This window comes from Collinsella intestinalis DSM 13280, from assembly GCF_000156175.1.
Lineage (GTDB): Bacteria > Actinomycetota > Coriobacteriia > Coriobacteriales > Coriobacteriaceae > Collinsella > Collinsella intestinalis.
In genome coordinates this window covers 3,428-25,953 of sequence record NZ_GG692710.1, presented here as the reverse complement: position 1 = coordinate 25,953, position 22,526 = coordinate 3,428, and the positions used below count along the sequence as shown (strand labels likewise).

The window sequence follows — 22,526 nt, the reverse complement described above, 5'->3', positions numbered from 1 at the left end:
CGCTGCAGATGCAACTATTTCCTAGTATGCCCGAATGGACGCGCATCTTACACGAGACGCGCGTCCACGGTACACATTCCCCGACTTCGGGCCGGCGAGGCTAGATCACCGTCACGCGACCCTTATTGCCCACAATGCCCTTGACCTCGGCGATCAATGGAATCGAGCGGGCGTTGACGCGTGTGGGGATCTCGGCACGCATGGTCTGGCCGTCCGCCTGCTCGATGAACAGCTCCACGCGGTCGCCACCGGGGTTGGTGTTCAGGACCGTCGCCAAGCGCGCCATGTTGGACTGCGAGAAGCGCGAGCTCGGGACCATGATCTCGAAGACCTTGGGACGATTGCTCTCCTCGCTCAGCACGAGCGGCTCGATTTCCTGGGCGATGATCTGGTCGCCGCGGTCGGAGCGTTCGAGCTTGCCCTTGACGCGGATGAAGGCATCGGAGAGCTGCGCGCCCGTCTCGGGGTCGACCTCGCCGTACAGGTAGCCCTCGCACTGCTTGTATGTCTTGGGGAACACGACGACCGTCGCCTCGCCCTCCATGTCCTCGAGTTGCACGATGGCCATGGGGTCGCCGTTCTTGGTGACGCGCTTGCCGACGCCCGAGACCATGCCGGCCCACCAATAGGGCTTGCCCTCGGGAATCTCCTGGTTCACCGCGTTACCGGTGGGACCCATGGTCTCGAAGCCGGTGTCGATCTGGGACAGTGTGAACTCACGGGCCTTGGCGAGTGCGTACTCATACGGGCGCAGGGGGTGATCGGAGACGTAGATGCCCAGCACCTCCTTCTCGAAGGAGAGCTTCATGTGTCGATCCCACTCCTGCCCGTCGGGCTCGGGGACGATGACCTCGAAACCGGAGCCCTCGACATCGCCGAACACGTCGAACAGCGAGGTCTGGCCGGCGGCGCGGTCCTTTTGGCGCTTCACGGCGGCATCGATGATGTTCTCGGGATTGTCGCGGTCGACGAAGTGCATGAGCTGACGACGCGGATAACCCGTCGAGTCGAAGGCCCCGCCCTTGATGAGTGCCTCGATGACGCGACGGTTGGCCTGGCTCGAATCCACGCGTTCGACGAAGTCGTGCAGGTTCTTGAAGGGGCCGCCCTTCTCGCGCTCCTCGATGATCGCCTGGGTAACGCCCTCGCCCACGCCGCGGATGCCGGCCAGGCCGAAGCGCACGCCCTCCGGGGTCGCCGTGAACTCGGTGCCGGACTCGTTGATATCCGGAGGCAGGACGGCGATACCGTCGTGACGGCAAGCGGAGACGTAGTGCACGATCTTGTCGGTCTTGCCCGTGTAGGAGGTAAGCACGGCCGCCATGTACTCGTTGGGATAATGGGCCTTGAGCCAGGCGGTCTGCATGACCAGGATCGCATAGCCGGCGGAGTGGGACTTGTTGAACGCGTAGGATGCGAACTCGAGAACGTCGTCCCAGATCTTCTGGGCGACCGAGCGCTTGTACCCGTTCTTCTCCGCTCCGTTCATCCAGTGGTCGTAGATCGTCTCATCCTCGCCGTCAGACCACTTGAAGACCTGGTCGGTGAGCATCTTGATCTTCTTCTTGGCCACGGGCTTGCGGATGCGCGAATCCGACTCGCCCTTGGAGAAGCCGCACATCTCGACCGAGATGAGCATAACCTGCTCCTGGTAGACCATGGTGCCGTAGGTCTCGCCCAGGATGCCGTCGAGGCGCGGATCGTAGGAGACCGCGGGCTCCTTGCCGTTCATGCGGTTGATGTAGCTCGTGACCATGCCGGCGCCCAAGGGTCCCGGGCGGTAGAGAGCGATCAGAGCGACGACGTGCTTGTACTCGGTGGGCTTCATGTTCTTGATCGTGGCCGTCATGCCGGCGGACTCGACCTGGAACACGCCGGCGGTACGGCCGGAGCTCATGAGCTCGAAGATCTTGGGGTCGTCGAAGGGGATGGCGTCGACGTCGATATCGATGCCGAAGCTCTTCTTGATGTTGGCCTTGGCCTTGGAAATGACCGTGAGGGTGCGCAGGCCCAGGAAGTCCATCTTGAGCAGGCCCATGTCGGCGACCGTGTGGCCTTCGTACTGGGTGATCTCGACGCCGCCCTTGGTATCGAGCTTGGTGGGCACGTGCTCGTTGACCGCATCGCGGCAGATGAGCACGGCGCAGGCGTGCACGCCCTCGCCGCGCGTGAGGCCCTCGATGGACAGCGCCGTGTCGATGATGCGGCGGGCGTCCTCGTCCTTTTGATACGCCTCGACGAAATCGGGGCTGTACAGGTCCTCCTTGCCCGGCTGCTTCTCGAGCACCTGCTTGAGCTTCACGCCCGGGTCGGCGGAGACCATCTTGGACAGGCGCTGGCCCATGTAGACGGGATAGTCCAGCACACGGGCAGCATCGTTGATGGCCTGCTTGGCCTTGATGGTGGAGTAGGTGATGACGTGGGTGACCTTCTCGGGGCCATAGAGCTGTCGAACATGCTCGATGACCTCGAGGCGCCGCTCATCGTCGAAGTCCATATCGATATCGGGCATCTCGGTACGTTCGGGAGAGAGGAACCTCTCGAACATGAGGCCGTTCGATAGCGGGTCGAAGGTGGTGATGTCCATGGCGTAGGCGACCAAGGCGCCCGCAGCCGAGCCACGGCCCGGGCCGACGCCGATGCCGTTTTGCTTGGCCCAGCGGACGTACTCGGCGACGATGAGGAAGTACGCGGCGAAGCCCTTGTCGCAGATGACCTTGTACTCGAACTCGAAACGCTCGCGGATGTCGACGCCGCCGATCTCACGCCCGTCCCAATCATCGCCGTAGCGCTTGGCGAGGCCTTCCTCGCACTCGCGACGGAACTGGCTCTCATGGGTCTCGCCCGGGTCGAGCAGAGGATAGTTCGGCAGGATGATGCTGTCCCAGTCGAGCTCGACGTTGCACTTCTCGGCGATCTCGACGGTGTTGTCGCAGGCCTCGGGGCAATACGGGAACAGAGCCCGCATCTCCTCCTCGGTCTTCATGTAGAACTCCGAACCCTCCATGCGGATGCGGTTCGGGTCGTCGATCTTGGAGTTCGTGCCGATACACATGACGACGTCCTGGACCGGCGCGTCCTCGCGCGTGAGGTAGTGGAAATCGTTGGTTGCGATGACCTTGACGCCCACCTGCTCGGCGATTTGGATGAGGGTACGGGAAAGCTCCTCGTCGGTGATGCCGGAGTCGGTCGTGATGCCGTGCTCCTGGATCTCGATGTAGAAATTGCCCGGCTCGAACGTGTCGCGGAAGGTCTCAGCCCACTCGATGGCGGTCGCCATCTCACCGCGGTCGATGCACTTGGGGATGATGCCGGCGATGCACGCGGAGCTGGCGATGAGGCCCTCGCGATGACGGCGCAGGTTGTCCAGCGTCACGCGCGGCTTGTAGTAAAAGCCCTGCACGGCGGCCTCGGAGACCGTCTGCATGAGGTTGACGTAGCCCTTCTCGTTCTGGGCGAAGAGCACCATGTGGTAGAGCTCGGGCTTGCGGTCGCGCGCAAGGGTCTCGTCGGGGGTGAAATACACCTCGCAACCGAAGATGGGCTTGATGACCAGCGGCGGCTTGAGCTCGTCGATATTGCCCTTCTCGTCCCACATCGCGAGGTCCTTCATGTGCTGCTCGTAACCGCGCGGATCGGACTCTTGATCGGGGCACTCGAGCTCGTCGCGACGGCCCTTCTCCAAGAAGGACTTGTCGTGGCTCCAGACCTTGTACTCGGGCGTGCCGTGGTTCACGGCGTCGCAGGCGAGGCCGAGCTCGGGGACACCGTACATGTAGCCGTGGTCGGTAATGGCCACGGCGGGCATGCCCAGCTCGACGGCGCGCGACACCATGTCCTTGATGCGCGTCGCGCCGTCCAGCATGGAATAGACGGTGTGGTTGTGCAGGTGAACGAATGCCATGTGCTGGATCTCCAATGTGATGTGCTAAGAATACGCAACCCCGCTCCGCCCAAAACCTCAATTTAGGGACTGTCCCTAAATTGAGGCTTGAGATGCACGTCGGAACGGGGTCCTTTCGAACGGTATCGATTCTAACCGAGTGCGCGGACAGAACGCATGTGCGCACATGCCTCACGCAAAGGTTCACAGCGTGTTCGATTCACCTTCGCCGATAAGCCCCCATATCTCGCGCAGACCTCTGCATCGAATTTCGCGATGCGACGCAATTGCGCAATTATGACCTTCATGGGCACTGGCACCGTCCCCCCCTTGCCGCATACTTTCAGACCAACACGGCCACACCCATTGTTGCCGCAAGCATCACTCGGGCATCAAAACGCGAGCCCGAATGAGCGGCACACGCCCCAGGCCCGCATGAATGGCCGTTGACAATCCCCCCCCCCGAGGTACTTTGACCCCATGTAGCCATCCACGTGCAAAGGAGCGTCCATGAAAGAATACGCGCCCATCAAATGCCCAGTCTGCGGCGAGATGTATGACTGGAAATATGTCGGCTCCGACAAGCAAGGCTTCAGTGCTGGAAAGGCAGCGGTTGGCGCCGTCGCCTTTGGCCCACTCGGCCTCGCCGCTGGAGCCTTAGGAAAGAAGAAGTCCACCTACTATTGCGGCAAGTGCGGTTTCTCGCGCTCCTACGATGTGAGGTAAGAAGATGAAAGTCGCCATCGATCTCCCCCTCCGCGAATTGCTTCAGGCGGCGCTGGACTATTTCGCAACCACGCCGGCACTCGATGTTGTTTCGCTCCGGTACACCTCTCGCGATGGAGATGATCATGAAAAATACCTGAGAGATGCTTCGAGCTTTCAAATGGGGGGCGTCCTTGATACCTGGCTCCCAGATGGCTTGACTACGAAATTGGAAGTCCAAATCACAACGAACCTCATTCCCACAACGCTGCCGGACGACGTCGTTGAAATCATTGCACTGAACTCTTCCCTGTATCCCTCCACCATACGAAACGTGATTTTGAGCGACAGAGAGCTTGCCCACGGTGGAAAAAGCGGATGCTTTGGCTCACGCATCCTATCATTCGAGCTAAGGAACGGCAGCGATGAGGGGACCACCGTCTTCACCTTCGATGACTGCCGTTACAACGAGTCGTACATCTGGCCCCTCAACTTCAGGGGTGCCGGAATCACGGCGATCTCCCAATCCATCGGCAAACAGGTTGAATACTCCTATGAACCAGAACCCGCCATCAAGGATTATCTTGATTCCCTGCGCCAAGCCGGCCGCAAAGTGACTTGCCCCACATGCGGAGAACCTTTTATTGGCGAAATACCCTGCATGACTCCACTGTGCGTACGGACGCGCAAACAGGAGGCCGAGGACTACGATCGCCATAGAAGCGAGGTCCAAAAATGGATAATCAACGAGACTAGGGAGGGCCGCATCAATTCCGCTGCTGAACTCGAGGAGTGCAAGGAGAAGCTGAAGGCCGAACACCCGGATGCAGCGGGACTCATCGCCGGCGCCTTCAGAAGCGCGATCAAGCAGGTGATAGCAACCTACTGGGAAGCCAACCCCGATCTCAAGGCAATTGTGGATGAGAAAGCCGAGAAGTATGCCAATGAGGCAAACGCATACGACCGAGAAGCAAAACGTCTTGCGGACGAGCTCGATTCACTCCCTGGCTTCAAGTTGTTCGGTAATGGAGCGCTAAAAGCACAAAAGGACGAGCTCGAAAAAGGCATCGAGAAAGCAACTGAAGACGCAAAGAGGCACAGGGAGAAGCGCGACAAAGTCCTCGATCAACTCAAACGACTCCCCAAGCGGTGACAAAATGGGATCTGCAAATTTCGATGAAATGTTCAACGAGGCACAAAAAGCGATTGATCAGCTTGAGCCTAGAACAGTCTTCGAAGTGAAGTCCCTGTTCAAGGGAACCGCATGGAGCAACCTGGAACGTGGAGAGAAAATCAGCTTTGGCGTGTTCTTCTCCAAGAAATACCAGAGTGGGGCGCTTCCCCCTATCGAAAAGATTGAGCGCGGCAAAAACAACCACACCCGATATCGCAGACTCTGATTATTCCAGTCCCCCTCATCGCAGGGTGATTTAGATTCAGCCCAAGGTCGACACCATGCGAACTTGGGCTGAATTTTTCATCTCCCAGCTGCCTGGAAGCGATGGGCGCTCTCATCGCACGGCGCAAGATTACCTTTGGCAGCAAAGAATTACCTATGGTGACCAGAGACCGCCTATGGCAGCTGGGGATTTGTCTATGACTTTCTTCCCCCTGAAGCCGCCAAAGGGAAGATAACCATAGACAATCTTGGGCTCAATTGGCGACTGCCCCGATGTGGGGGCGCCCCTACATCGGGGCAGTCGCCACATCGGGATTTCCTGCGTCGGGCCCTCAATTGAAGTTATAGCTCGTACGTGACGACCTGGGGCTGCGTCGGGTCGGACGGGTCGGGCACCTCGACACGGACGAACTTGAGCGTCACTTGCTCGTACCCGGCCTTGTGCAAGACATCGGCGTAGACGCTCGCTTGAAGGGCGTGCTTCTCCTGCAGCTGCTCGGGCGTCTCGAGCGAGCTCCCACCGGTCTTGTAGTCGATCAGCAGAGCACGACCGGGACGGGCGGCATCGGTGCACAGCAAGTCGATGGCACCCTCGGCATAAGGACCGAAGCGCTCCACAAGTCCATCCATGCCGAGGGAGTAGAACGGCACCTCGGCACGACGGCACGGCCAGGCAAGGGCCTCGGCGCGCACGTCGCTGGAAAGCCAGCGCGCAACCGCCTCATCGAAACGCTCGCGTTGGGCGGCCGTGCAGCCCCAGTAGCGGCATAGGGCGTCGGCACGCTCGACGGGCAAATCGGCACGGTCGAGCTCGATCAGCCACTGGCAAGCGGCATGGAAGGCGCTGCCGAGCGCCGTCGGGTCTCCCTCGTGCGACGGAACGGCCCGCTCATCGCGCGGCGCCTCGACTCCACCCGACACCGCGGCCTCCCCCGACGCCCCCTCAATAGGGGCCTCCGTAGGCTCGGGATGGTCCTCGGCTTCCTCGTGCAGCTCCGCCGAGACCGACGAGTAGCTGTAGGAATCGCGTGGGGCACGTTCGGCGGGCACGACGCGCATGTACACGTTCGCGGGCTCCACGAGCGTGAAGGAGTCCATCGGCTCGGACACGGGGACATCCGCAACCGGGTCCTCCGCGTCGGCGAGCGCGGCATTCGCCTCATATACGACGCCACCATACGAGAAGTCCCTAAGGGCGATCAGCTCGAAATCGCCCGCTTGTGCGTTGTCGAACACGAGGCGATCGCACGCGAGGGAGGCGCCGGCGTCGGGCAGGATGCGCTCGAGCACGGCGGGCGTGAGGTCCAGCTCGGGCTTGAGCGCGAGGGCCGACCCCTTGCCGCGGCCGACAGGGGCGTCCATCGCGAGCAAGCAAACCTCGCGGGCGCGTGTCATGGCGACGTACAGGAGGCGAGCGCGCTCCTCGAGCGCGAGGCGGTCCTCCTCGTCGCGCATGGACAACCATGCCTCGGCGGCCGACCCGGTCGCGCACACGTCATCGACCAGGCTCGCGTCGAGCCAGGGACCCGTGGCGCCCGAGCCGCTCAGGTACCTCTTGAACTGCTTCTCAACCTCGGCGCCCTCTATCAGCGACCCGAGCGAATCGCGGCAGTCCGGGAAACGGCCCGGCAGCGCGACGAGGTCGAGCGTGCCGTCGTCGCGGCGCACCGACTGCATGCGCGCGGAATTGGAGCGGATGCCGAAGCACTCGGACACCGCGACCACGGGGAACTCGAGGCCCTTGGACGCATGCACCGTCATGATGCGGACCGCATTGCCGCCTTCCTCGTTGAGGGCTCCCGGCGCCTGCTTGCCCGTCAGGAAGCGATCGTAGGCAAGCGCCACCTGACGCGGTGCATTGCCCAGTTCCGCCTCGGCCTCCGCGACCGCGTCGATGGCCTTGAGGACGTTCGCTGCCTGCGCGCGACCCTCCGCCCCGCGCTCGGCGAGACGGACCATCCAGCCGGACTCGTTGACCACGTCGCGCACGATCGAAGCGAGCGGATCCTTCCCCAGGCGCGAAAGGGCACGGCGCAGGACCGTGCGGGCACGAGCGAGCAGCGGAAGGTCGCCGAAGCCCGGGGCGTCGTCGTCAAACAGGATGCCGAGCTCGATATTGCGACGGCGGGTCTCGCCGGTCTGCGCGTCCCACGCCGTTGCCAGCGCGAGGAATTCCTGGACGCCCAACGCGAACAGCGGAGAGGCGAGCACGGGGGCCAAGCCCTGTGCGGTGTCGGCGAGGTTGCCGAGCATATGCACGAGCGCGCGGATGGTCTTGGCCTCCTCCGTGGAGGCGAACACCGAACCGCCGCTGATCACGCAGTCGAGGCCCTGTGCGCGAATGGCATCCGCATAGACGCCCGCGCGGGTCATGCCGCCCAACAACAGGACCATGTCGCCTGCGGGTTGACCGGCATCGGCGAGGGCGCGAAACCGCTTGGCGATGGCCTCGGCCTTGGCCGCCGTGCGCTCCTCGGTGGTGCCGCCCGCGACAAGCAGGGCCTGACGACGCGAGGCGCCCGCGACCCGCAGGCCGTCGGCGCGCCCGTCGTGCGGGAGCAGGTTGAGGAAGCTGGGCATGATGCCGCCCTGTCCGTCGTCGAAGACGCGTGCGACATACTCGAGCACCTCGGCGTGGCTGCGGAAGTTCTTGACGAGCTTGACCACGGACCCCTCGGAACCCGCAGCGGCCCCCTGCTCGATGCGGCGCTGGGCGCGGCGGAACACCTCGACCTCGGCGCCGCGAAAGCGGTAGATGGACTGCTGGGCGTCGCCCACGGTGCACAGCGCGCGACCGCCCTCGCCCGTCAGGAAGTTGATGAGGTCGACCTGTTGCTGATCGGTGTCTTGGAACTCGTCGATCATGACCATCGCGAATTTGCCCGCATACGCATCGCGGATACGGGGGTGATCGCGCAGCGCCTCATAGGTGAGGCGGAGCAGGTCGTTGTTGTCGAGCGCCGAGCGCTCCGCCTTGAGCGCGGCATACTCGTCGCCGACGGCGCGGGCAAGGGCGAGCAACTCGTCGAGGGCGGAGCCTCCGAGAGCCAGATAGGCGTTGATGAAGGCGTCGGCGGCCTCTGCCTTGAGCAAAGCCACCTGCTCCTTGGGAAACGCCTTGCTCGGGCGGGGCATGCCGCAGGCGAGCATGCACGCCGCGAGGTCCCCGCGCGTCTGCGGACCGCATCCATAGGCCTCGAGGGCATCCAACGCGATGCGCGCGGTCTCGGCTGCCTTGGCACTCGCGCCGAGACATTGGCGATAGGCGTCCATGAGGCCCGAGAAATCCACCGAACCGCGGATGAGGTGCATGTCGTCGAAGCCGTGACGCGAGGCACTTGCGCGCTCGAGCAGGGTGCGTACCAGGCGCTTGGCGCTCGTGCCCGCCTCAAAGCCGCTCGGGTCCAACTCACCGGACAGCGCGTACCACTCCTGCAGCTCGCGCAAGCCGCCGCGCTCCCGCGCAATCACGGCATCGACTGCCCGGTCCATAAGCGGACCGGAGACGGACTCGTCCAAAACGCTGAATTCGGGGTCGAGGCCGAGCTCGAGCGCATGAGCGCGCAGGATGCGCGAGCACATACCGTGGATCGTCGAGATCCACGCGTCGTCGACCTGCAGGGCGATGTCGCCCATGCCCTCCTCGATGAGGGCCCCGCGGACGCGCTCGCGAATCTCGGCGGCGGCGTCTTTGGTGAACGTGATGGCCAGCACCCGGTCGAGATTACGGATGAAGGGGCCGGACTCGGGCGAGAGCGCCCATAAGATCCTGCGCGTCAGGGTGAAGGTCTTGCCGGAACCGGCGCCCGCCGAGACGAAAAGCGGTCGATCGAGAGTCGTCACGATATCGCGCTGCTGCGGCATGAGGGTGGAAAGGTCCATTGGTTATGCGTCCCTCCACTCAAATCCAAGATCATGGTTGAATGCGCACCGCGCGCCCGGCTTCTCCGCCGCCGAGACGTCGCCCGCCTCGAGGGCGTCCAACTTGCGCGCGATGGTCTGCTCGACTCGTTCGAGCAACTCGTCGAAGCCCATGGTGCCTCCGTGCTCGGCGTCGGGGAAGCCCGCCCGCAAGCCCGGCACGCGCCCGTCACCAGACTCGACCTCGACGAACTCCTCCGAAACGGCGCCACGCATGGCGGGAGCGCCGCCCTTGGTCGAGAAATAGAGGGCGCCGCGGGCATCGAGCGCGAGCTCGGAATGGCGCAACGCCTGGGCATAGATGAGCGACTGCGTGTGCTCGGGCAGCCAGTCGGGGTCATCGGCGGGGACGACGCCGTCACGCTTGGCGACCGTTGGGTCCGCCAGCTTGAAGGCGTTGACATCCATGCGGTGCTTATAGTCGATGACCATCGCGCGGCCCTCCACGTCGACGTCCACGCGGTCGATGCGCCCACCGAGCGGACGGCCGGCGTACTCGACCCCAAGGCCGTTGAAGGAGTACTCGAGGTATGCGGGCGCGAAGGGCGCCAACGCCCCCGCCTCGTAACGGACCACCGCCTCGAGCTGCGGCAAGATCTCGTCCACCTGCACATGCTCGAGAGCCGAGTGCGCGACGAGCGCAGCGGAGCTCGAGGTCTTGTTGCGCGCGTGCTCCGCACGGACACAATCGAACACATCCCGGAGCTTTTCCAGACACACCTCGAGATTCTCAGGCGTGACACGGGGGACACCCTCCTCGGTAAGCTCGGCGTGCAGGCGATACATGACGTCGTGGACGAAATTGCCCTTCTCCATATTGCCGAATCCCGCATCAAGCGACTGCGGACGAACTCGTGAGGACATAAACCAGCACAGAGGGCAGGTCACGTACCCCTCGATCTGGGAGGCGGACAGCTGACGCGGCACAAGGCGCGATGGGTCGTTTGGATCACGCTGGTAGAGCACCAGGTGGCGGATGGCGTCCTCGCCCAGCTCCTGCGGGGGAAGGCACGCCACACGCCGACGCTTCAGGCCCATGCCGGCGGCGGTGTCGAGATCGGCCGCGATGTCGCCCTCGCCCACCGAGGTCACGGTCACGACACGCCCCGCCGCGCGGACGGCGGCGGTGAGCTCCGTCCACATCGCTGCGGGATAGCGGTCCTTGGCCTGACGGTCGTGCGTCACACGGGCCAGGACCGCGCGGCTGCGAGCGGCCGCCAGCGCGCGGTCGAACAGGTCGCGCAGACGGGCGGCGGGCTCGAGCTCCATAGACGCGGCTCCGAGTTTGGCGGCGAGGGTCGCAAGCGCGCCCTCCTCATGCGAAAGCGGGAAGTTGTCGACATCCACGTCGGCGACGAAGACGGCGTCCACGGAACCGGCGGGCAGCAAGGCCGCTTCGGCGAGCGTCATGAACCGCACGCAGGGCATATCCGCATCGCCCTCGTAGCCCGTGTGCGCAAAGTCGGTCGACTCCGTGCGACGGCGAGCGGAGACGGTCAGGCCATCCAACACCGTGACGGCGGCGGATTGGCAAACGTCCAGCTCGTGAGCGACATCGGTCAAGGTCTCGATGGCCTTGGCGGCCATGGACACCTCGACTCCGGCGCGGACTGACCCGTCCCTCCAGCCGAATGCGCTGGGGGGCAGGGCGCCGGCGACGGCACATATGGCCTTGAGGGCCGAGACTGGACGCTCCTGCCACAAATAAGAGACGACGCTCGCGCACACGGCGGGCACCTGCGCATAGGGTTTTGACTGGTCGGAGCGCTGACGCTTGGTCGTCGTTTGGCTCTGATAGCTCTGCAACGTGCGCAGGACCGCCTCGGGCGTCAGGGATCGGTTGGATCGGATCTTCTTGTCGAACATCCGGGCGGAATTGGAATCCATGCCGGAAAGCGGCGAGTAAAGCCAATCGGCGAGCTCCGGCGCAGGCCACCACGTCGCCGCGCGCTCGGGGTCCTCCCCCGCATCCTTCATGCGGGCAACCACATCGGACAGGGCAGCGAACTGACGGCCGACTGCGGTCTGGCCGAACCGGGCGGCCAACGTGCATTCCGAGCTGATTCCGCGAGCCGCCAGGCGGGGCGAGACCTCTTCGAACACCTCGGAGGGGCGGGCTGCGGCCACCACCACGTCACGCCCATCCCCCACGAGATCGGCAAGGGCGCTCGCGTAGGCGGCGCCGCGGGCATGCGGGCCTGCGACCTCGAGGAACTCGGGGTCCCCCTGGAAGCGCGACGCGGGGTGGCCGTCATCGAGCCCGACCGTCTCGATGGAGGCGTCAAGCTCCGATGCGAGCGAACGCTGGTCGGGGTTGAGGAGCAGGGCGACCTCGCCCGCACCGGCGACGGCCCTCAAAAGGCGCATCACGTGACCGGGCAGACGGGGAACATCGCGCACGGCGACGAAGCGCGCGCACGCGGGGGCGCCATCCCCGACAAGGCCCGCCAAGACGGACGCAGCCTCCGAAGCCTCGACGAGGCCACGCGCGGCGAGCATGTCGGCGTAAGCGCGCACCAGGCAAAACACCACCCGCTCCGATTCGCCGTCGGGCTCGGCCTCCCTCCTCCCCAGCACGGCGGGGGCGGCGATCTCGGGCAGCAGGGCCTCGGCGATCTGGGAAATGAGGCGCGCCGTTCCCGGGTTATCGCGCAGCGGGGCGATCTGGCCGGCATCTCGCCGGTCCATGAGGGCCGAGACGAGCATGCGGCGCTCGAGCGGAGACACCACGCGACGGCCATCGCCGAAGAGCTCCCACAGCCCCTCGATCCAAGCCTCGGGCGTTGTCACGTCGACGCCCGTGCCGACGCGCGCGTCTGCCAAGGCGCGACGGCACACGTCGCGCTCGGCGAACGAGGGCACCAACAGCGTGGCACGGCCGCACGCGCGTGCGGCATCCTCGAGCAGCGATATCTCGGCACCCGTGAGTGCCGTCACGGATTGCGTCGTATAGACTTTCAGCCCCATGCTCCCCATCCTCGGTAGAAGTTGCATAGCCCTATCCTACACGCCCGCGCGGACACCATCGCGCTCCGAAGGACACGCTCCCGCGCAATCGCGCCAAAGTGCGGGCGCCCTCCCGACACGCAAGAGAAACCGCCCCCCGCAACCTTATGGCCGCGAGGGGCGGAATCTTCTGACCGTGCTGGCCCGCGCTACTGATCGCCGAACTTGACAAGCACCTTGCGGTAGCCGCCGTACTCGCCGTTGAGCGACTTGGAGACGCGACTCACCGTGGTTGAGGAGGCGCCGGTACGGGCCTGGACCTCGACATAGGGCTCGCCCTCATCCAAGTACCGGGCGACCTGCAGGCGCTGGGCGAAATCGCAGATCTCACGCGGGGTGCACAGATCGGTCAGGAACGCGCGAATCTCATCGGGGCCCTCGACGAGTTGAAACGCCTCGACGAGCTGGTCCACATCGGGACGCTCGAACATCTTCTCGATATTCAACGGAACCACCAACCTTGCCGCATTGGGCACATAACCGCCCTGGCGATGCGCCGAGGGCATCCATAACGTAAAAATGGCAGCGCGCACGCCACCTTGGCACAGTTTATCACAGTAGCGCGCTAAAGCACTCCATGCGGGCGGACGGGGGCGCACCGTCGGTGAAGGGTGCGCCGGATCCTACCAGCGCGGGAGCGTGGGCACCAAAGAGAGCCTGTCGGCAATGCCCGACGTCCAACGCACCTCGTCCGCATCGCTGATGAACACGCCCTCGACGCCGTCGATCCCCTCGACGAACGCCGGGCCCTCGTCCATGCCCAACATAAGCGCCGCAGTCGAATAGCCGTCGCAGTCGATCGACGCGGACGCGATGATGGTCGCACTCGCCACGTCGGTGCGCGCGGGCATGCCGTCCATGGGATTCAAGATATGGTGGTACGTCCGCCCTCCCCGCGTGAAGCGTCGCTCATGCAGGCCGCTCGTCACGACCGACCCGTCCGAGACATCGACGATGGCGCGGTAATGAGCCGGGTCGCGCGGGTTGACGATGCCGATCTTCCAAGGGGCGCCGTCGTGCACGGGCGGGCGGGCCGCGTCATCTCGAGGCCTTCCGCCTCGCACGAGCACATTGCCGCCCAGGTTGATGACGAAACGCTCGACGCCGTGATCCAGGAGAATGCCAGCCAGGTCATCGGCGATATAGCCCTTTGCCACGCCCCCGAGATCGAGCACCGTCTCGGGGTCGTCTATCGACAACGTCGGCGCGGCAGCGGTACCGCCGAGGTGGATGTGGGAGCACCCCAGGTGCGGCAGCGCGCGTGACAGGGACAACGGACTGGGGACCACACCCTCGTGGAAATCCCACAGACGCGTCACCGTCCCCATCGTGACGTCGAAGGTCCCGCGGCTGCGTTCGCAATACCCCAAAGATCGGCGGATGAGGTCGGCCGTCTCGGGCGCGATGCCGACTTCCGCGGGCGCGCAGGAATGGGCACGACAGATGTCGGACTCGGGCCTCGTGCGCGACAGACGGTGCTCGAAATACAGGCAGCGGTCCCTGCACGCGGCGAGGGCGGTGTCGAGCCGCCGGCTCACCGCCGGGTCCGAGACGGATTGCCCATCGGACGCATAGGCGTGGAAATGAACCTCGGTGTTAAAGATGAAAAACGAGATGACGCGAGAGGCATCGTCCCCGCGCTCCGCGACGGCCTCCCGGGCGTCGCCGTATTCATAGCGTTGCATGTCGCTCCTCACGCCTGATGGCCCATGCGTGGTATGGGTAGAATGAACGAGGTGGCCGAGCCGGCGCAGGCGCCGATTTGCCCATCATACCCCCGCCCGGCGCGCCGAGTCGACGAGCGATCCCCGTCTCGCAGCACCGAACCTACCCGAAAGGCCTCCCATGCGCTTTTTCCTCAATTGGCTCCTGACGTCCATCGCCATCGCCGTCGCCGCGTTCATCGTCCCCGGCATCCAGCCCTTCGGGACCGCGGACCCCTGGCTCAGCTTCGCCTTCGTGGGTCTGTTCCTCGGGCTCGTCAACTCCCTGGTGAAGCCGCTCATCACGGTCATCTCCCTGCCGCTCACCTGCCTCACCGTGGGCCTGTTCCAACTCGTGGTGAACAGCTTCATGCTCGAACTCGCCAGCTGGCTGTCCGTGAACCTTCTTGGTTCCGGCATCTCCATCAGCGGCTTTGGCGCCGCCCTGTTCGGCAGCATCGTCGTGAGCATCGTATGCACGATGCTCGGGGTCGCCACCAACGACTAGGGGCTCAGAGCCTAGGATATGCAGGGGCCCGACGGCTCCTCGAACGATTCGTCGCGCACCAGGTCCGCCAACGTCACTCCGTTCAGGTAATTCTCGATCAGGGAATCGAGCTCGCGCCACACACGGACGGTCCGGCAGTGTTCCGCGCGGTCGCAGCCGTCATGGCCGTGCTCCAAACAGGCAACCGGGCACAGCGAGCCCTCCGTCAGACGCAAAACCTCACCGATGGTGAAATCCTCGGGTTCACGCGTGAGACAATAACCGCCCCCCTTGCCGCGCAGCCCGGACAGCAACCCATGGCGCACCAACGTCGTGAGGATGTTCTCGAGGTATTTCTCGGAGATCCCCTGGCGGGCGGCGATCTTCCTGAGAGGCGTGCGCCCGTCGGATCGATGCTCCGCGAGGTCGATCATCACGCGCAACGCATAGCGTCCTTTTGTCGACACCAGCATGATATCCGCACCTCCGTCTCGTCTGTTCCACTGGCCAAAGCATAGCAGACAACCCCCTGCGGCATATGGGTTATTTCTCGTAAACGGATGAAAGGGAGCTGCTGAATTTTAACTCGACCCCACCAGCCGACATAATTCCTATGTTTTTGGTATGATTTTGTGTGCGCAAACAAACCGACAGCGACGGCTTACAATTACCGACACCGTGCAAAGGAGTAGATATGACCCGCATCCACACCTCCCTCGACGAGCTCGTGGGCAACACGCCCCTGCTTGAACTCGTCCGATTCGAGCGCCAACTCGACCTCAAGGCGCGCGTGCTCGTGAAGCTCGAGCGTCAAAACCCCGCCGGCTCGGTCAAAGACCGCGTCGCCCTCAACATGCTGAACGAGGCGGAGGCCGCCGGTGTCATCGCGCCGGACGCCGGCTACACCATCATCGAGCCGACGAGCGGAAACACCGGCGTCGGTCTGGCAGCCCTGGCGGCGGCGCGCGGATACCGACTCGTGATAACCATGCCGGATACGATGAGCGCCGAACGGAGGGCCCTTCTCGCCGCCTATGGCGCCGAACTCGTACTCACCCCGGGCACCGAGGGCATGAAGGGCGCGATCGCCCGAGCCGAGGAGCTCGCGGCGAGCACCCCCAAGAGCTGGGTCGCCGGCCAGTTCACCAATCCATCGAACCCCGCGGCCCATATGGCGACCACCGGCCCCGAGATCTGGCGCGACACCGAAGGAGACGTCGACATCTTCGTGGCGGGCGTCGGGACGGGCGGCACCATCACCGGAGTGGGGCGCTATCTCAAGCAGATGAATGAGGGCATCCGTGTGGTCGCCGTCGAGCCCGCCGGCTCGCCCGTGCTCTCAGGCGGATCGGCCGCGCCCCACGCCATCCAGGGAATCGGCGCGGGCTTTGTGCCCGAGGTGCTCGACACCGACGTGTACGATGAGGTCATCCCCGTGAAGGACGAGGATGCACTCGCCTGCGGCCGCGCCCTCGCACGGCAGGCGGGCGTTTTGGCCGGCATCTCATCGGGAGCCGCCACCTGGGCAGCCCTCGAGCTGGCGAAGCGCCCCGAAAACGCCGGAAAAACCATCGTTGCCCTGCTCCCCGATACCGGTGAGCGCTACCTCTCCACCGCCCTCTTCACCTAGTCGCACGCACCACGCCAAGCACTTACGCAAAGGAGACCCATGACCCGCAAGCGCGTACTCGTCGCCATGAGCGGCGGCGTCGATTCGAGCGTCACCGCCTACCTGCTCACCCAGCAGGGGTACGACTGCCTTGGCGCCACCATGTTGCTGCACGGCGATGCCGCGCCCGGCGCCTGCGGCAGCGGGTCGGACGCCGACGACGCCGCCGCGATCTGTGCACGCCTGGGCTTCCCCCACGAGGTCATCGACATGCGCGAGACCTTCGAGCGCCATGTGGTGGAGAAATTCGTCCGGACCTATGAGACAGGACGCACCCCCAATCCCTGTATCGATTGCAACCGCCACCTCAAGTTCGACGCGCTGCTCTCCTACGCCCGTGAACACGATTGCGATTTCATAGCCACGGGCCATTACGGGCGCATCGGCACGCTCGCCGAGGGCGGAGGCGGCTCGGTTCGGCGCGGCGAAGAGCAGGAGTTCGTGGCCAGAATCACCGCGCGGACGGGCGCATCAAACGCCGTCCACACCCTCAGCTGCGCGCTCGACCCCTCAAAAGACCAGAGCTACGTGCTGTATTCGCTTACGCAGGAACGCCTTGCGCGCACCCTGTTGCCCCTCGGCGGACTGTTCAAGGAGCGCGACGTGCGCCGAATCGCCCGCGAGCAGGGCTTTGAGAATGCAGGCAAGCGAGACAGCCAGGGCATCTGCTTCGTCCCGGACAACGACTTCGCCACCTACATCGAAAAGCGCAACGGAGCGCCGTTGCCGGAGGGCGATATCGTGAACACGAGCGGTCACGTGCTGGGACGCCATCACGGGGCGATTCGCTACACCGTGGGCCAGCGCAAAGGGCTGGGCGTGGCCTGCGCACATCCCGTCTACGTGACGGGCATCGACGCCGTGGCGAACACGGTCACTCTGGGAGAGGTAGCCGACCTCATGGCGAGCGGCCTCGTGGCCGATGACTGGATTTGGAGCGCGCCGGCAAACGTCATGGAAGAGCTATTGGACGAGGCAGGCGAGACGGGCCTGCCCGTGAGCGCCAAGATCCGCTACCGTCACCCCGCACAGCCCGCGCGTCTGCGCAGGGCGACGTGCGGCACGACCGGATCGTCGGCGGGAGCAAACGCGATCGCCGAGAACGCGGCGAACGCCTTCGAGCTCATCTTCGACTCGCCCGAACGCGGCATCGCCCCCGGCCAGGCAGTCGTGGCATATGCCGGCGATATCGTCTTGGGCGGCGGCACCGTGGTGAGGGCGATCAAGTAGCCCGTACACCGGGCGAACGACCGCTACTTCCCCGCTGCCTCGCACTCCCCCGCAGCCTCGCGGTCGGAAAACATCATGAAGAACGCCGCGAGCAACAGTAGCGAGCAGATGCCGATGGCCGAGAGCCCGAATCGCTCGAGACTCCAGTTGCCGAGCACGGCACCGCATACGAACACGGCGATCACGCCGAAGTACAAAAGCCCGTTGACCAGGAAGCCGCGCTCATGCGTGATGATGTAGTCGTCGACGTTTTGCAGAGCGCTGCGCAAGTTGCCGATGCACATGGTGGTGGCGATGCCGCGCCCGCGGATCTTGCGAAAACTCTCGACCTGCATGCCGCAAGCGAGCGAGGTGAGGCCGTTGGCGAGCATGTTGTGCTCAGGGGGCAGCAGGCCGACACCGAGCAAGATGAGAGCCTCGACCAAGACGGTGAGCTGGCGCCAATGCAAGACGCTGACAAACCGTTCATGCACCAAGTCGCTCATCATGATGCCGACGGAAAAGCACAGGACCGGCAAGAGGAAATGCATGGCGAGGGGGATGTTGCCCTCGGAGATGTGCACGCCCACGAGCAAGATGTTGCCCGTCTGCGCGTTGGCGAACACGCCGCCGCGACCGACGTAGGAATACACGTCCATGAAGCCACCGACCAACGCCAGAATGACGCCGAGCTCGATCGACTCGGATACTTGCTTCGCGCGCTCCATGCGCCCTTCCCCCTCACATCGGCCAATGGAAATCTTGTACAGCATATGCCATGCCGAACCTCAATTTTGAGACCGTCTCCCCAAATTGAGGCACTTAACGCCTTCTTTACAAACCTACCCAATTTGTGGATTAGACTGAGATCGCGCTTGACAGCTCCAACGGGCGGTCTACACTAGCGTGCGAATCTCGAAGAAGGCCCCGGCCGCGACCGAAAAGGAGGTGCGTCATGGACCATCCTGCCAGTAGCTGTGCCCAGCAGGCTAGCAAACCCCGATTGCGCCATGACGGCGCCCGCGGACCGCTTTCACACCTTCTGACTGGACGATAAGTCCCCAGGCATAACGGACGCACGGACGCCATCCGCCATCGCGACGCAACTGAATCGATGTCCTCGCGGCGATCGCCGCGATCGACCCATGCCTGCATGGGCGCATCTCCCCCTATTCGACCACACACCCGGCAACGTCGGGGCAACGTCAAGGAGGTGCCTCATGACCTGGATGAAGCACATAGACCGTATCAAGACCACCGGAATCGGAACAGGCCTTCACATGGCCGGAAGCCGCGTGCGCGGCGGTATCCACCGCGTCATCGGCAGCGTGAGCTCGCATGTTCGCCACAACGTGAGCTCGGCTGCAGCGGCGAAGCGGACCTTGGGGCTCGACCCCGAGATCGCGCACATCGGATGCCTGGATGCCGCTGAGGTCATGGACCTGCTCGGCACCGGCGAGCACGGCCTCACCGAGCAGCAGGCCCATCGCATCCGCTCGGTGCACGGTGCCAACATCATCGCCCCCGAGCATCACGACCCGCTCTCCGCCCGCCTCTCCCGTGCGTTCCTCACGCCGTTCACCCTCATCCTGCTCGCACTCGCCGCAATCTCGCTGTACACCAACGTCTACCTCGCCGCACCCGGAGAGGCCGACCCCTCCACCGCCATCATCATCGGCGTCATGGTCCTCATCTCCGGAGGCATCTCGTTTTGGCAGGACACCCGCGGAGCCGCCGCGGCTGACGCCCTGAAGGGCCTCGTCTCCATCACCTGCCGCTGCGTGCGTGAGGGCACCGGAGCTGCAGAGATCCCGCTGGCGGACGTGGTCCCCGGCGACCTGATCGAGCTCGCCGCGGGCGACATCATCCCCGCCGACCTGCGCATCGTCTCGGCCAAGAACCTGTTCCTCACCCAGGCCGCCCTCACCGGCGAATCCGACCCCGTCGAGAAGACCCCCGCCGCCATCGAGGACCCCGTCGGACGGGCGCTGCTCATCGACGATTGCGAGAACTTCGCCTTCGCGGGCACCACCGTGCAGAGCGGTTCGGGCACGGGTGTCGTCGTGACCACCGGTGCGCGCACCTACCTGGGCGGCATCGCAAGCGCGCTCGACTCCCGCCCGACCGCCACGAGCTTCGACGCCGGCGTGGCGTCGGTCTCCCGCGTGCTCGTGGGGTTCATGCTCATCATGTGCCCCATCGTGTTCGTTCTGTGCGGCCTCACCAAGGGCGATTGGCTCGACGCGCTGCTGTTCTCCATCTCCGTCGCCGTGGGCATCACACCGCAGATGCTTCCGGTCATCGTGACGACCTGCCTCGCGCGCGGCGCAGAGGCCATGCGCGCGAAGGACGTCGTGGTCAAGGAGATCTCCTCCATCCAGAACCTGGGCGCCATGGACGTCCTGTGCTGCGATAAGACCGGGACCCTCACGCGCGACAAGATCGTGCTCGAGCGCCATCTCGACGTGCTGGGCGCGCCCAGCGACCGCGTGCTCCGTCACGCATATCTCAACAGCGTCTTCCAGACCGGTCTGCGCAACCTCATGGACGAGGCCATCATCGAGCGCGCCGAGGCCCTTGCCGCCGGCGGCCGCAGCATGGACGCCCGAGCGGGCGAGGGCGGCGTGCGGACCTCCCCCGAGGCCGCAACGATCGCCGGTGCGCGCGACCATTGGCGCCTGGTGGACGAGATTCCCTTCGACTTCGACCGTCGCCGCATGAGCGTGGTGGTCGAAGACGCCGCTGGCAAGCGCCAACTCATCACCAAGGGAGCCGTCGAGGAGATGATCGACGTATGCAGCACGGTCGAGGTCGGGACCGAGGTCCTGCCGCTCACCGACGAACGGGCCGATCAGATTCTCGACCGCGTCCGCGGCCTCAACGAGCGCGGCATGCGCGTGGTCGGCGTGGCCCAGCGAAACGACGTGCCGGCCCGCGACCTCACCGCCGACGACGAGCATGGCATGACGCTCATCGGTTATCTCGCCTTCCTCGATCCGCCCAAGGCAAGCGCCAAGGCGGCTGTGAAGGAGCTCGGCGATTTGGGTGTGGCAGTGAAGGTGCTCACCGGCGACAACGCCGCCGTTGCCGCGACCGTCTGCGAGCAGGTCGGCATCGACGCCCGCAATATGCTCACCGGAGCCGACGTCGACCTGCTCAGCGACGACGAGCTCGCCGAGCGCGCCGAGCACACGGGGCTCTTTGCCAAGCTCTCCCCGCTGCAGAAGGCCCGCATCGTCGAAGTCCTGCGCACGCACGGCAAGCACACCGTGGGCTTCATGGGCGACGGCATCAACGACGCAGCCGCCATGCGCGCCAGCGACTGCGGCATCTCCGTCGACACCGCCGTCGACGTCGCCAAGGAGAGCGCCGACATCATCTTGCTCAAGAAGGATCTCACCGTACTCGCCCACGGCATCGTCGAGGGGCGCCGCACCTACGGCAACACCATCAAGTACATCAAGACCACCGCGAGCTCCAACTTCGGCAATGTGCTCTCCGTGCTCGTCGCCGCCGCGTTCCTGCCGTTTTTGCCCATGAGCGCGCTGCAGCTGCTCCTGCTCGGCATGGCTTACACGGTAAGCTGCGCCGCCCTGCCCTGGGACCGCGTCGACGAGTCGTTCCTCGCCCGCCCGCGCACCTGGGACGCACGCGGCATCGTGAGCTTCATGCTCAAAATCGGCCCCGTAAGCTCCATCTTCGACATCCTGACCTTCGCGGCGATGTTCTGGGTCGTGTGCCCGCTCGTGGTGGGCGCACCCTGGGACGCCCTCACCGATCCCGCTCAGCGCGCCCTATTCGCGCTCGTCTTCCAGACCGGCTGGTTCGTCGAGTCCATGTGGACGCAGACCCTCGTGATCCACCTGCTGCGCACCGAGCGCCTGCCCTTTGTGCAGAGCAAGCCCGCCGCATCGCTCACCGTCCTCACGGTTTTGGGTGTGGGCCTGGTAACCGCCATGCCCTACATTCCGGGTGTGAACGCAGCTCTCGACCTGGTGCCGCTGCCGGGTGCGTTCTTCGGCGTCCTCGCCGCGATGATGATCGGTTACCTGCTGCTCACGAGCATCGCCAAAGCGCTCTACGTCCGCGCCCACGGCGAGCTGCTGTAGGAAGACTCCCTTGCGGAAACGCTCAGAAACCGCGCATTCGCGCCAAACGTGGACCGCACCCCGTCCTGATACCATGCTGCCCAGACAATTTCCCGAAAGGACCCACATATGCAGGCAGTCATCTTCGACATGGACGGCACCCTTATCGACACGGAGCGCGTGAGCCAAGCCGCATGGCGGCGAGCCGCGCAGGATTTCCGTATCGAAATCCCCGAGCATATCTTGCACGCGTTCGTGGGATGCAGCATCCCCAACGCCATGAATATGATCGACGACGAATTCGGCGATCCCGCATTCACCGAGCGCCTCTTCAATCGCCGCCACGAGATCTTCGACGCAACCTGGGAAGACGAGCTCGAACTCAAGCCCGGGGCCGCCGAGGCGGTCGCCGCGGTGCGCGAGCGAGGGCTCGCCGCGGCGCTCGCCACCTCGAGC

15 protein-coding genes are annotated in these 22,526 nt (G+C 64.6%); 8 read left to right on the top strand and 7 right to left on the bottom strand.

Annotated elements, in window-relative coordinates; all coding sequences use genetic code 11:
* Window positions 1-100: 100 nt before the first annotated feature.
* Window positions 101-3,904 (bottom strand): DNA polymerase III subunit alpha, encoded by a 3,804-nt coding sequence (dnaE, locus tag COLINT_RS00085; protein ID WP_039910174.1) that lies wholly within the window; start codon window positions 3,902-3,904, stop codon window positions 101-103.
* Window positions 3,905-4,393: 489 nt separating this feature from the next.
* On the opposite strand from dnaE, the gene COLINT_RS00080 reads away from it, so the two are divergent.
* Genes COLINT_RS00080 through COLINT_RS00070 form a run of 3 tightly spaced genes read left to right on the top strand, consistent with a single transcriptional unit; the run spans window position 4,394 to window position 5,988 of the window.
* On the top strand, window positions 4,394-4,609 hold the full coding sequence (locus COLINT_RS00080) for a hypothetical protein (RefSeq protein ID WP_006722219.1): 216 nt from the start codon (window positions 4,394-4,396) through the stop codon (window positions 4,607-4,609).
* Between the two features lie 4 nt (window positions 4,610-4,613).
* A complete protein-coding gene (locus COLINT_RS00075) occupies window positions 4,614-5,741 on the top strand; it encodes a hypothetical protein (RefSeq protein WP_006722218.1) in 1,128 nt (375 codons plus the stop codon).
* 4 nt (window positions 5,742-5,745) lie between these two features.
* Window positions 5,746-5,988: a DUF1413 domain-containing protein gene (locus COLINT_RS00070; RefSeq protein ID WP_006722217.1), complete on the top strand. Its 243-nt coding sequence runs from the start codon at window positions 5,746-5,748 to the stop codon at window positions 5,986-5,988.
* Between the two features lie 341 nt (window positions 5,989-6,329).
* Here the strand turns inward: COLINT_RS00070 and COLINT_RS00065 are convergent, their stop codons facing one another.
* The 4 genes from COLINT_RS00065 to COLINT_RS00050 all read right to left on the bottom strand — a co-directional run bounded on the left by COLINT_RS00065 (window position 6,330) and on the right by COLINT_RS00050 (window position 14,599).
* Window positions 6,330-9,869 carry a UvrD-helicase domain-containing protein gene (locus tag COLINT_RS00065; protein WP_006722216.1) on the bottom strand — a complete coding sequence of 1,180 codons (3,540 nt, stop codon included), beginning with the start codon at window positions 9,867-9,869 and terminating at the stop codon, window positions 6,330-6,332.
* Between the two features lie 3 nt (window positions 9,870-9,872).
* Window positions 9,873-12,875 carry a PD-(D/E)XK nuclease family protein gene (locus COLINT_RS00060; RefSeq protein ID WP_233418290.1) on the bottom strand — a complete coding sequence of 1,001 codons (3,003 nt, stop codon included), beginning with the start codon at window positions 12,873-12,875 and terminating at the stop codon, window positions 9,873-9,875.
* 188 nt (window positions 12,876-13,063) lie between these two features.
* Entirely contained in the window at window positions 13,064-13,360 is a 297-nt protein-coding gene (locus tag COLINT_RS00055) for a YerC/YecD family TrpR-related protein (RefSeq protein WP_039910428.1), read from the bottom strand.
* Window positions 13,361-13,537: 177 nt separating this feature from the next.
* Window positions 13,538-14,599: an FAD:protein FMN transferase gene (locus tag COLINT_RS00050; protein WP_006722213.1), complete on the bottom strand. Its 1,062-nt coding sequence runs from the start codon at window positions 14,597-14,599 to the stop codon at window positions 13,538-13,540.
* A 160-nt stretch (window positions 14,600-14,759) separates the two neighbouring features.
* Here COLINT_RS00050 and COLINT_RS00045 point away from each other — a divergent pair, with 160 nt between their 5' ends.
* Entirely contained in the window at window positions 14,760-15,125 is a 366-nt protein-coding gene (locus COLINT_RS00045) for a phage holin family protein (protein ID WP_006722211.1), read from the top strand.
* 11 nt (window positions 15,126-15,136) lie between these two features.
* Here COLINT_RS00045 and COLINT_RS00040 read toward each other — a convergent pair whose 3' ends face one another.
* The gene (locus COLINT_RS00040) at window positions 15,137-15,577 is read right to left on the bottom strand and encodes an RrF2 family transcriptional regulator (protein ID WP_006722210.1); all 441 of its coding nucleotides are present in this window, start codon (window positions 15,575-15,577) and stop codon (window positions 15,137-15,139) included.
* Window positions 15,578-15,798: 221 nt separating this feature from the next.
* On the opposite strand from COLINT_RS00040, the gene cysK reads away from it, so the two are divergent.
* Together cysK and mnmA are read left to right on the top strand one after the other, a co-directional pair.
* Window positions 15,799-16,734: a cysteine synthase A gene (gene cysK, locus COLINT_RS00035; RefSeq protein WP_006722209.1), complete on the top strand. Its 936-nt coding sequence runs from the start codon at window positions 15,799-15,801 to the stop codon at window positions 16,732-16,734.
* A gap of 39 nt (window positions 16,735-16,773) precedes the next feature.
* Window positions 16,774-18,003, top strand: coding sequence for a tRNA 2-thiouridine(34) synthase MnmA (gene mnmA / locus COLINT_RS00030; RefSeq protein ID WP_006722208.1), 1,230 nt, complete (start codon window positions 16,774-16,776; stop codon window positions 18,001-18,003).
* Between the two features lie 23 nt (window positions 18,004-18,026).
* On the opposite strand, the gene COLINT_RS00025 is transcribed toward mnmA, so the two are convergent.
* Entirely contained in the window at window positions 18,027-18,710 is a 684-nt protein-coding gene (locus tag COLINT_RS00025; RefSeq protein ID WP_039910172.1) for a YoaK family protein, read from the bottom strand.
* Between the two features lie 492 nt (window positions 18,711-19,202).
* Here COLINT_RS00025 and mgtA point away from each other — a divergent pair, with 492 nt between their 5' ends.
* Both mgtA and COLINT_RS00015 read left to right on the top strand, forming a co-directional pair.
* Window positions 19,203-22,091 carry a magnesium-translocating P-type ATPase gene (gene mgtA, locus COLINT_RS00020; protein ID WP_006722205.1) on the top strand — a complete coding sequence of 963 codons (2,889 nt, stop codon included), beginning with the start codon at window positions 19,203-19,205 and terminating at the stop codon, window positions 22,089-22,091.
* Window positions 22,092-22,199: 108 nt separating this feature from the next.
* Window positions 22,200-22,526, top strand: a 327-nt coding sequence (locus COLINT_RS00015) for an HAD family hydrolase (RefSeq protein WP_006722204.1), incomplete at its 3' end; no start/stop codon positions are given.

Excerpts from the sequence above, each read along its gene's own strand:
- COLINT_RS00050 (WP_006722213.1), bottom strand. The coding sequence starts at position 14,599 with ATGCAACGCTATGAATACGGCGACGCCCGGGAGGCCGTCGCGGAGCGC.
- dnaE (WP_039910174.1), bottom strand. The coding sequence starts at position 3,904 with ATGGCATTCGTTCACCTGCACAACCACACCGTCTATTCCATGCTGGAC.
- COLINT_RS00070 (WP_006722217.1), top strand. The coding sequence starts at position 5,746 with ATGGGATCTGCAAATTTCGATGAAATGTTCAACGAGGCACAAAAAGCG.
- COLINT_RS00060 (WP_233418290.1), bottom strand. The coding sequence starts at position 12,875 with ATGGGGCTGAAAGTCTATACGACGCAATCCGTGACGGCACTCACGGGT.
- COLINT_RS00075 (WP_006722218.1), top strand. The coding sequence starts at position 4,614 with ATGAAAGTCGCCATCGATCTCCCCCTCCGCGAATTGCTTCAGGCGGCG.
- COLINT_RS00025 (WP_039910172.1), bottom strand. The coding sequence starts at position 18,710 with ATGGAGCGCGCGAAGCAAGTATCCGAGTCGATCGAGCTCGGCGTCATT.
- cysK (WP_006722209.1), top strand. The coding sequence starts at position 15,799 with ATGACCCGCATCCACACCTCCCTCGACGAGCTCGTGGGCAACACGCCC.
- COLINT_RS00040 (WP_006722210.1), bottom strand. The coding sequence starts at position 15,577 with ATGCTGGTGTCGACAAAAGGACGCTATGCGTTGCGCGTGATGATCGAC.
- mnmA (WP_006722208.1), top strand. The coding sequence starts at position 16,774 with ATGACCCGCAAGCGCGTACTCGTCGCCATGAGCGGCGGCGTCGATTCG.
- mgtA (WP_006722205.1), top strand. The coding sequence starts at position 19,203 with ATGACCTGGATGAAGCACATAGACCGTATCAAGACCACCGGAATCGGA.
- COLINT_RS00065 (WP_006722216.1), bottom strand. The coding sequence starts at position 9,869 with ATGGACCTTTCCACCCTCATGCCGCAGCAGCGCGATATCGTGACGACT.
- COLINT_RS00045 (WP_006722211.1), top strand. The coding sequence starts at position 14,760 with ATGCGCTTTTTCCTCAATTGGCTCCTGACGTCCATCGCCATCGCCGTC.
- COLINT_RS00080 (WP_006722219.1), top strand. The coding sequence starts at position 4,394 with ATGAAAGAATACGCGCCCATCAAATGCCCAGTCTGCGGCGAGATGTAT.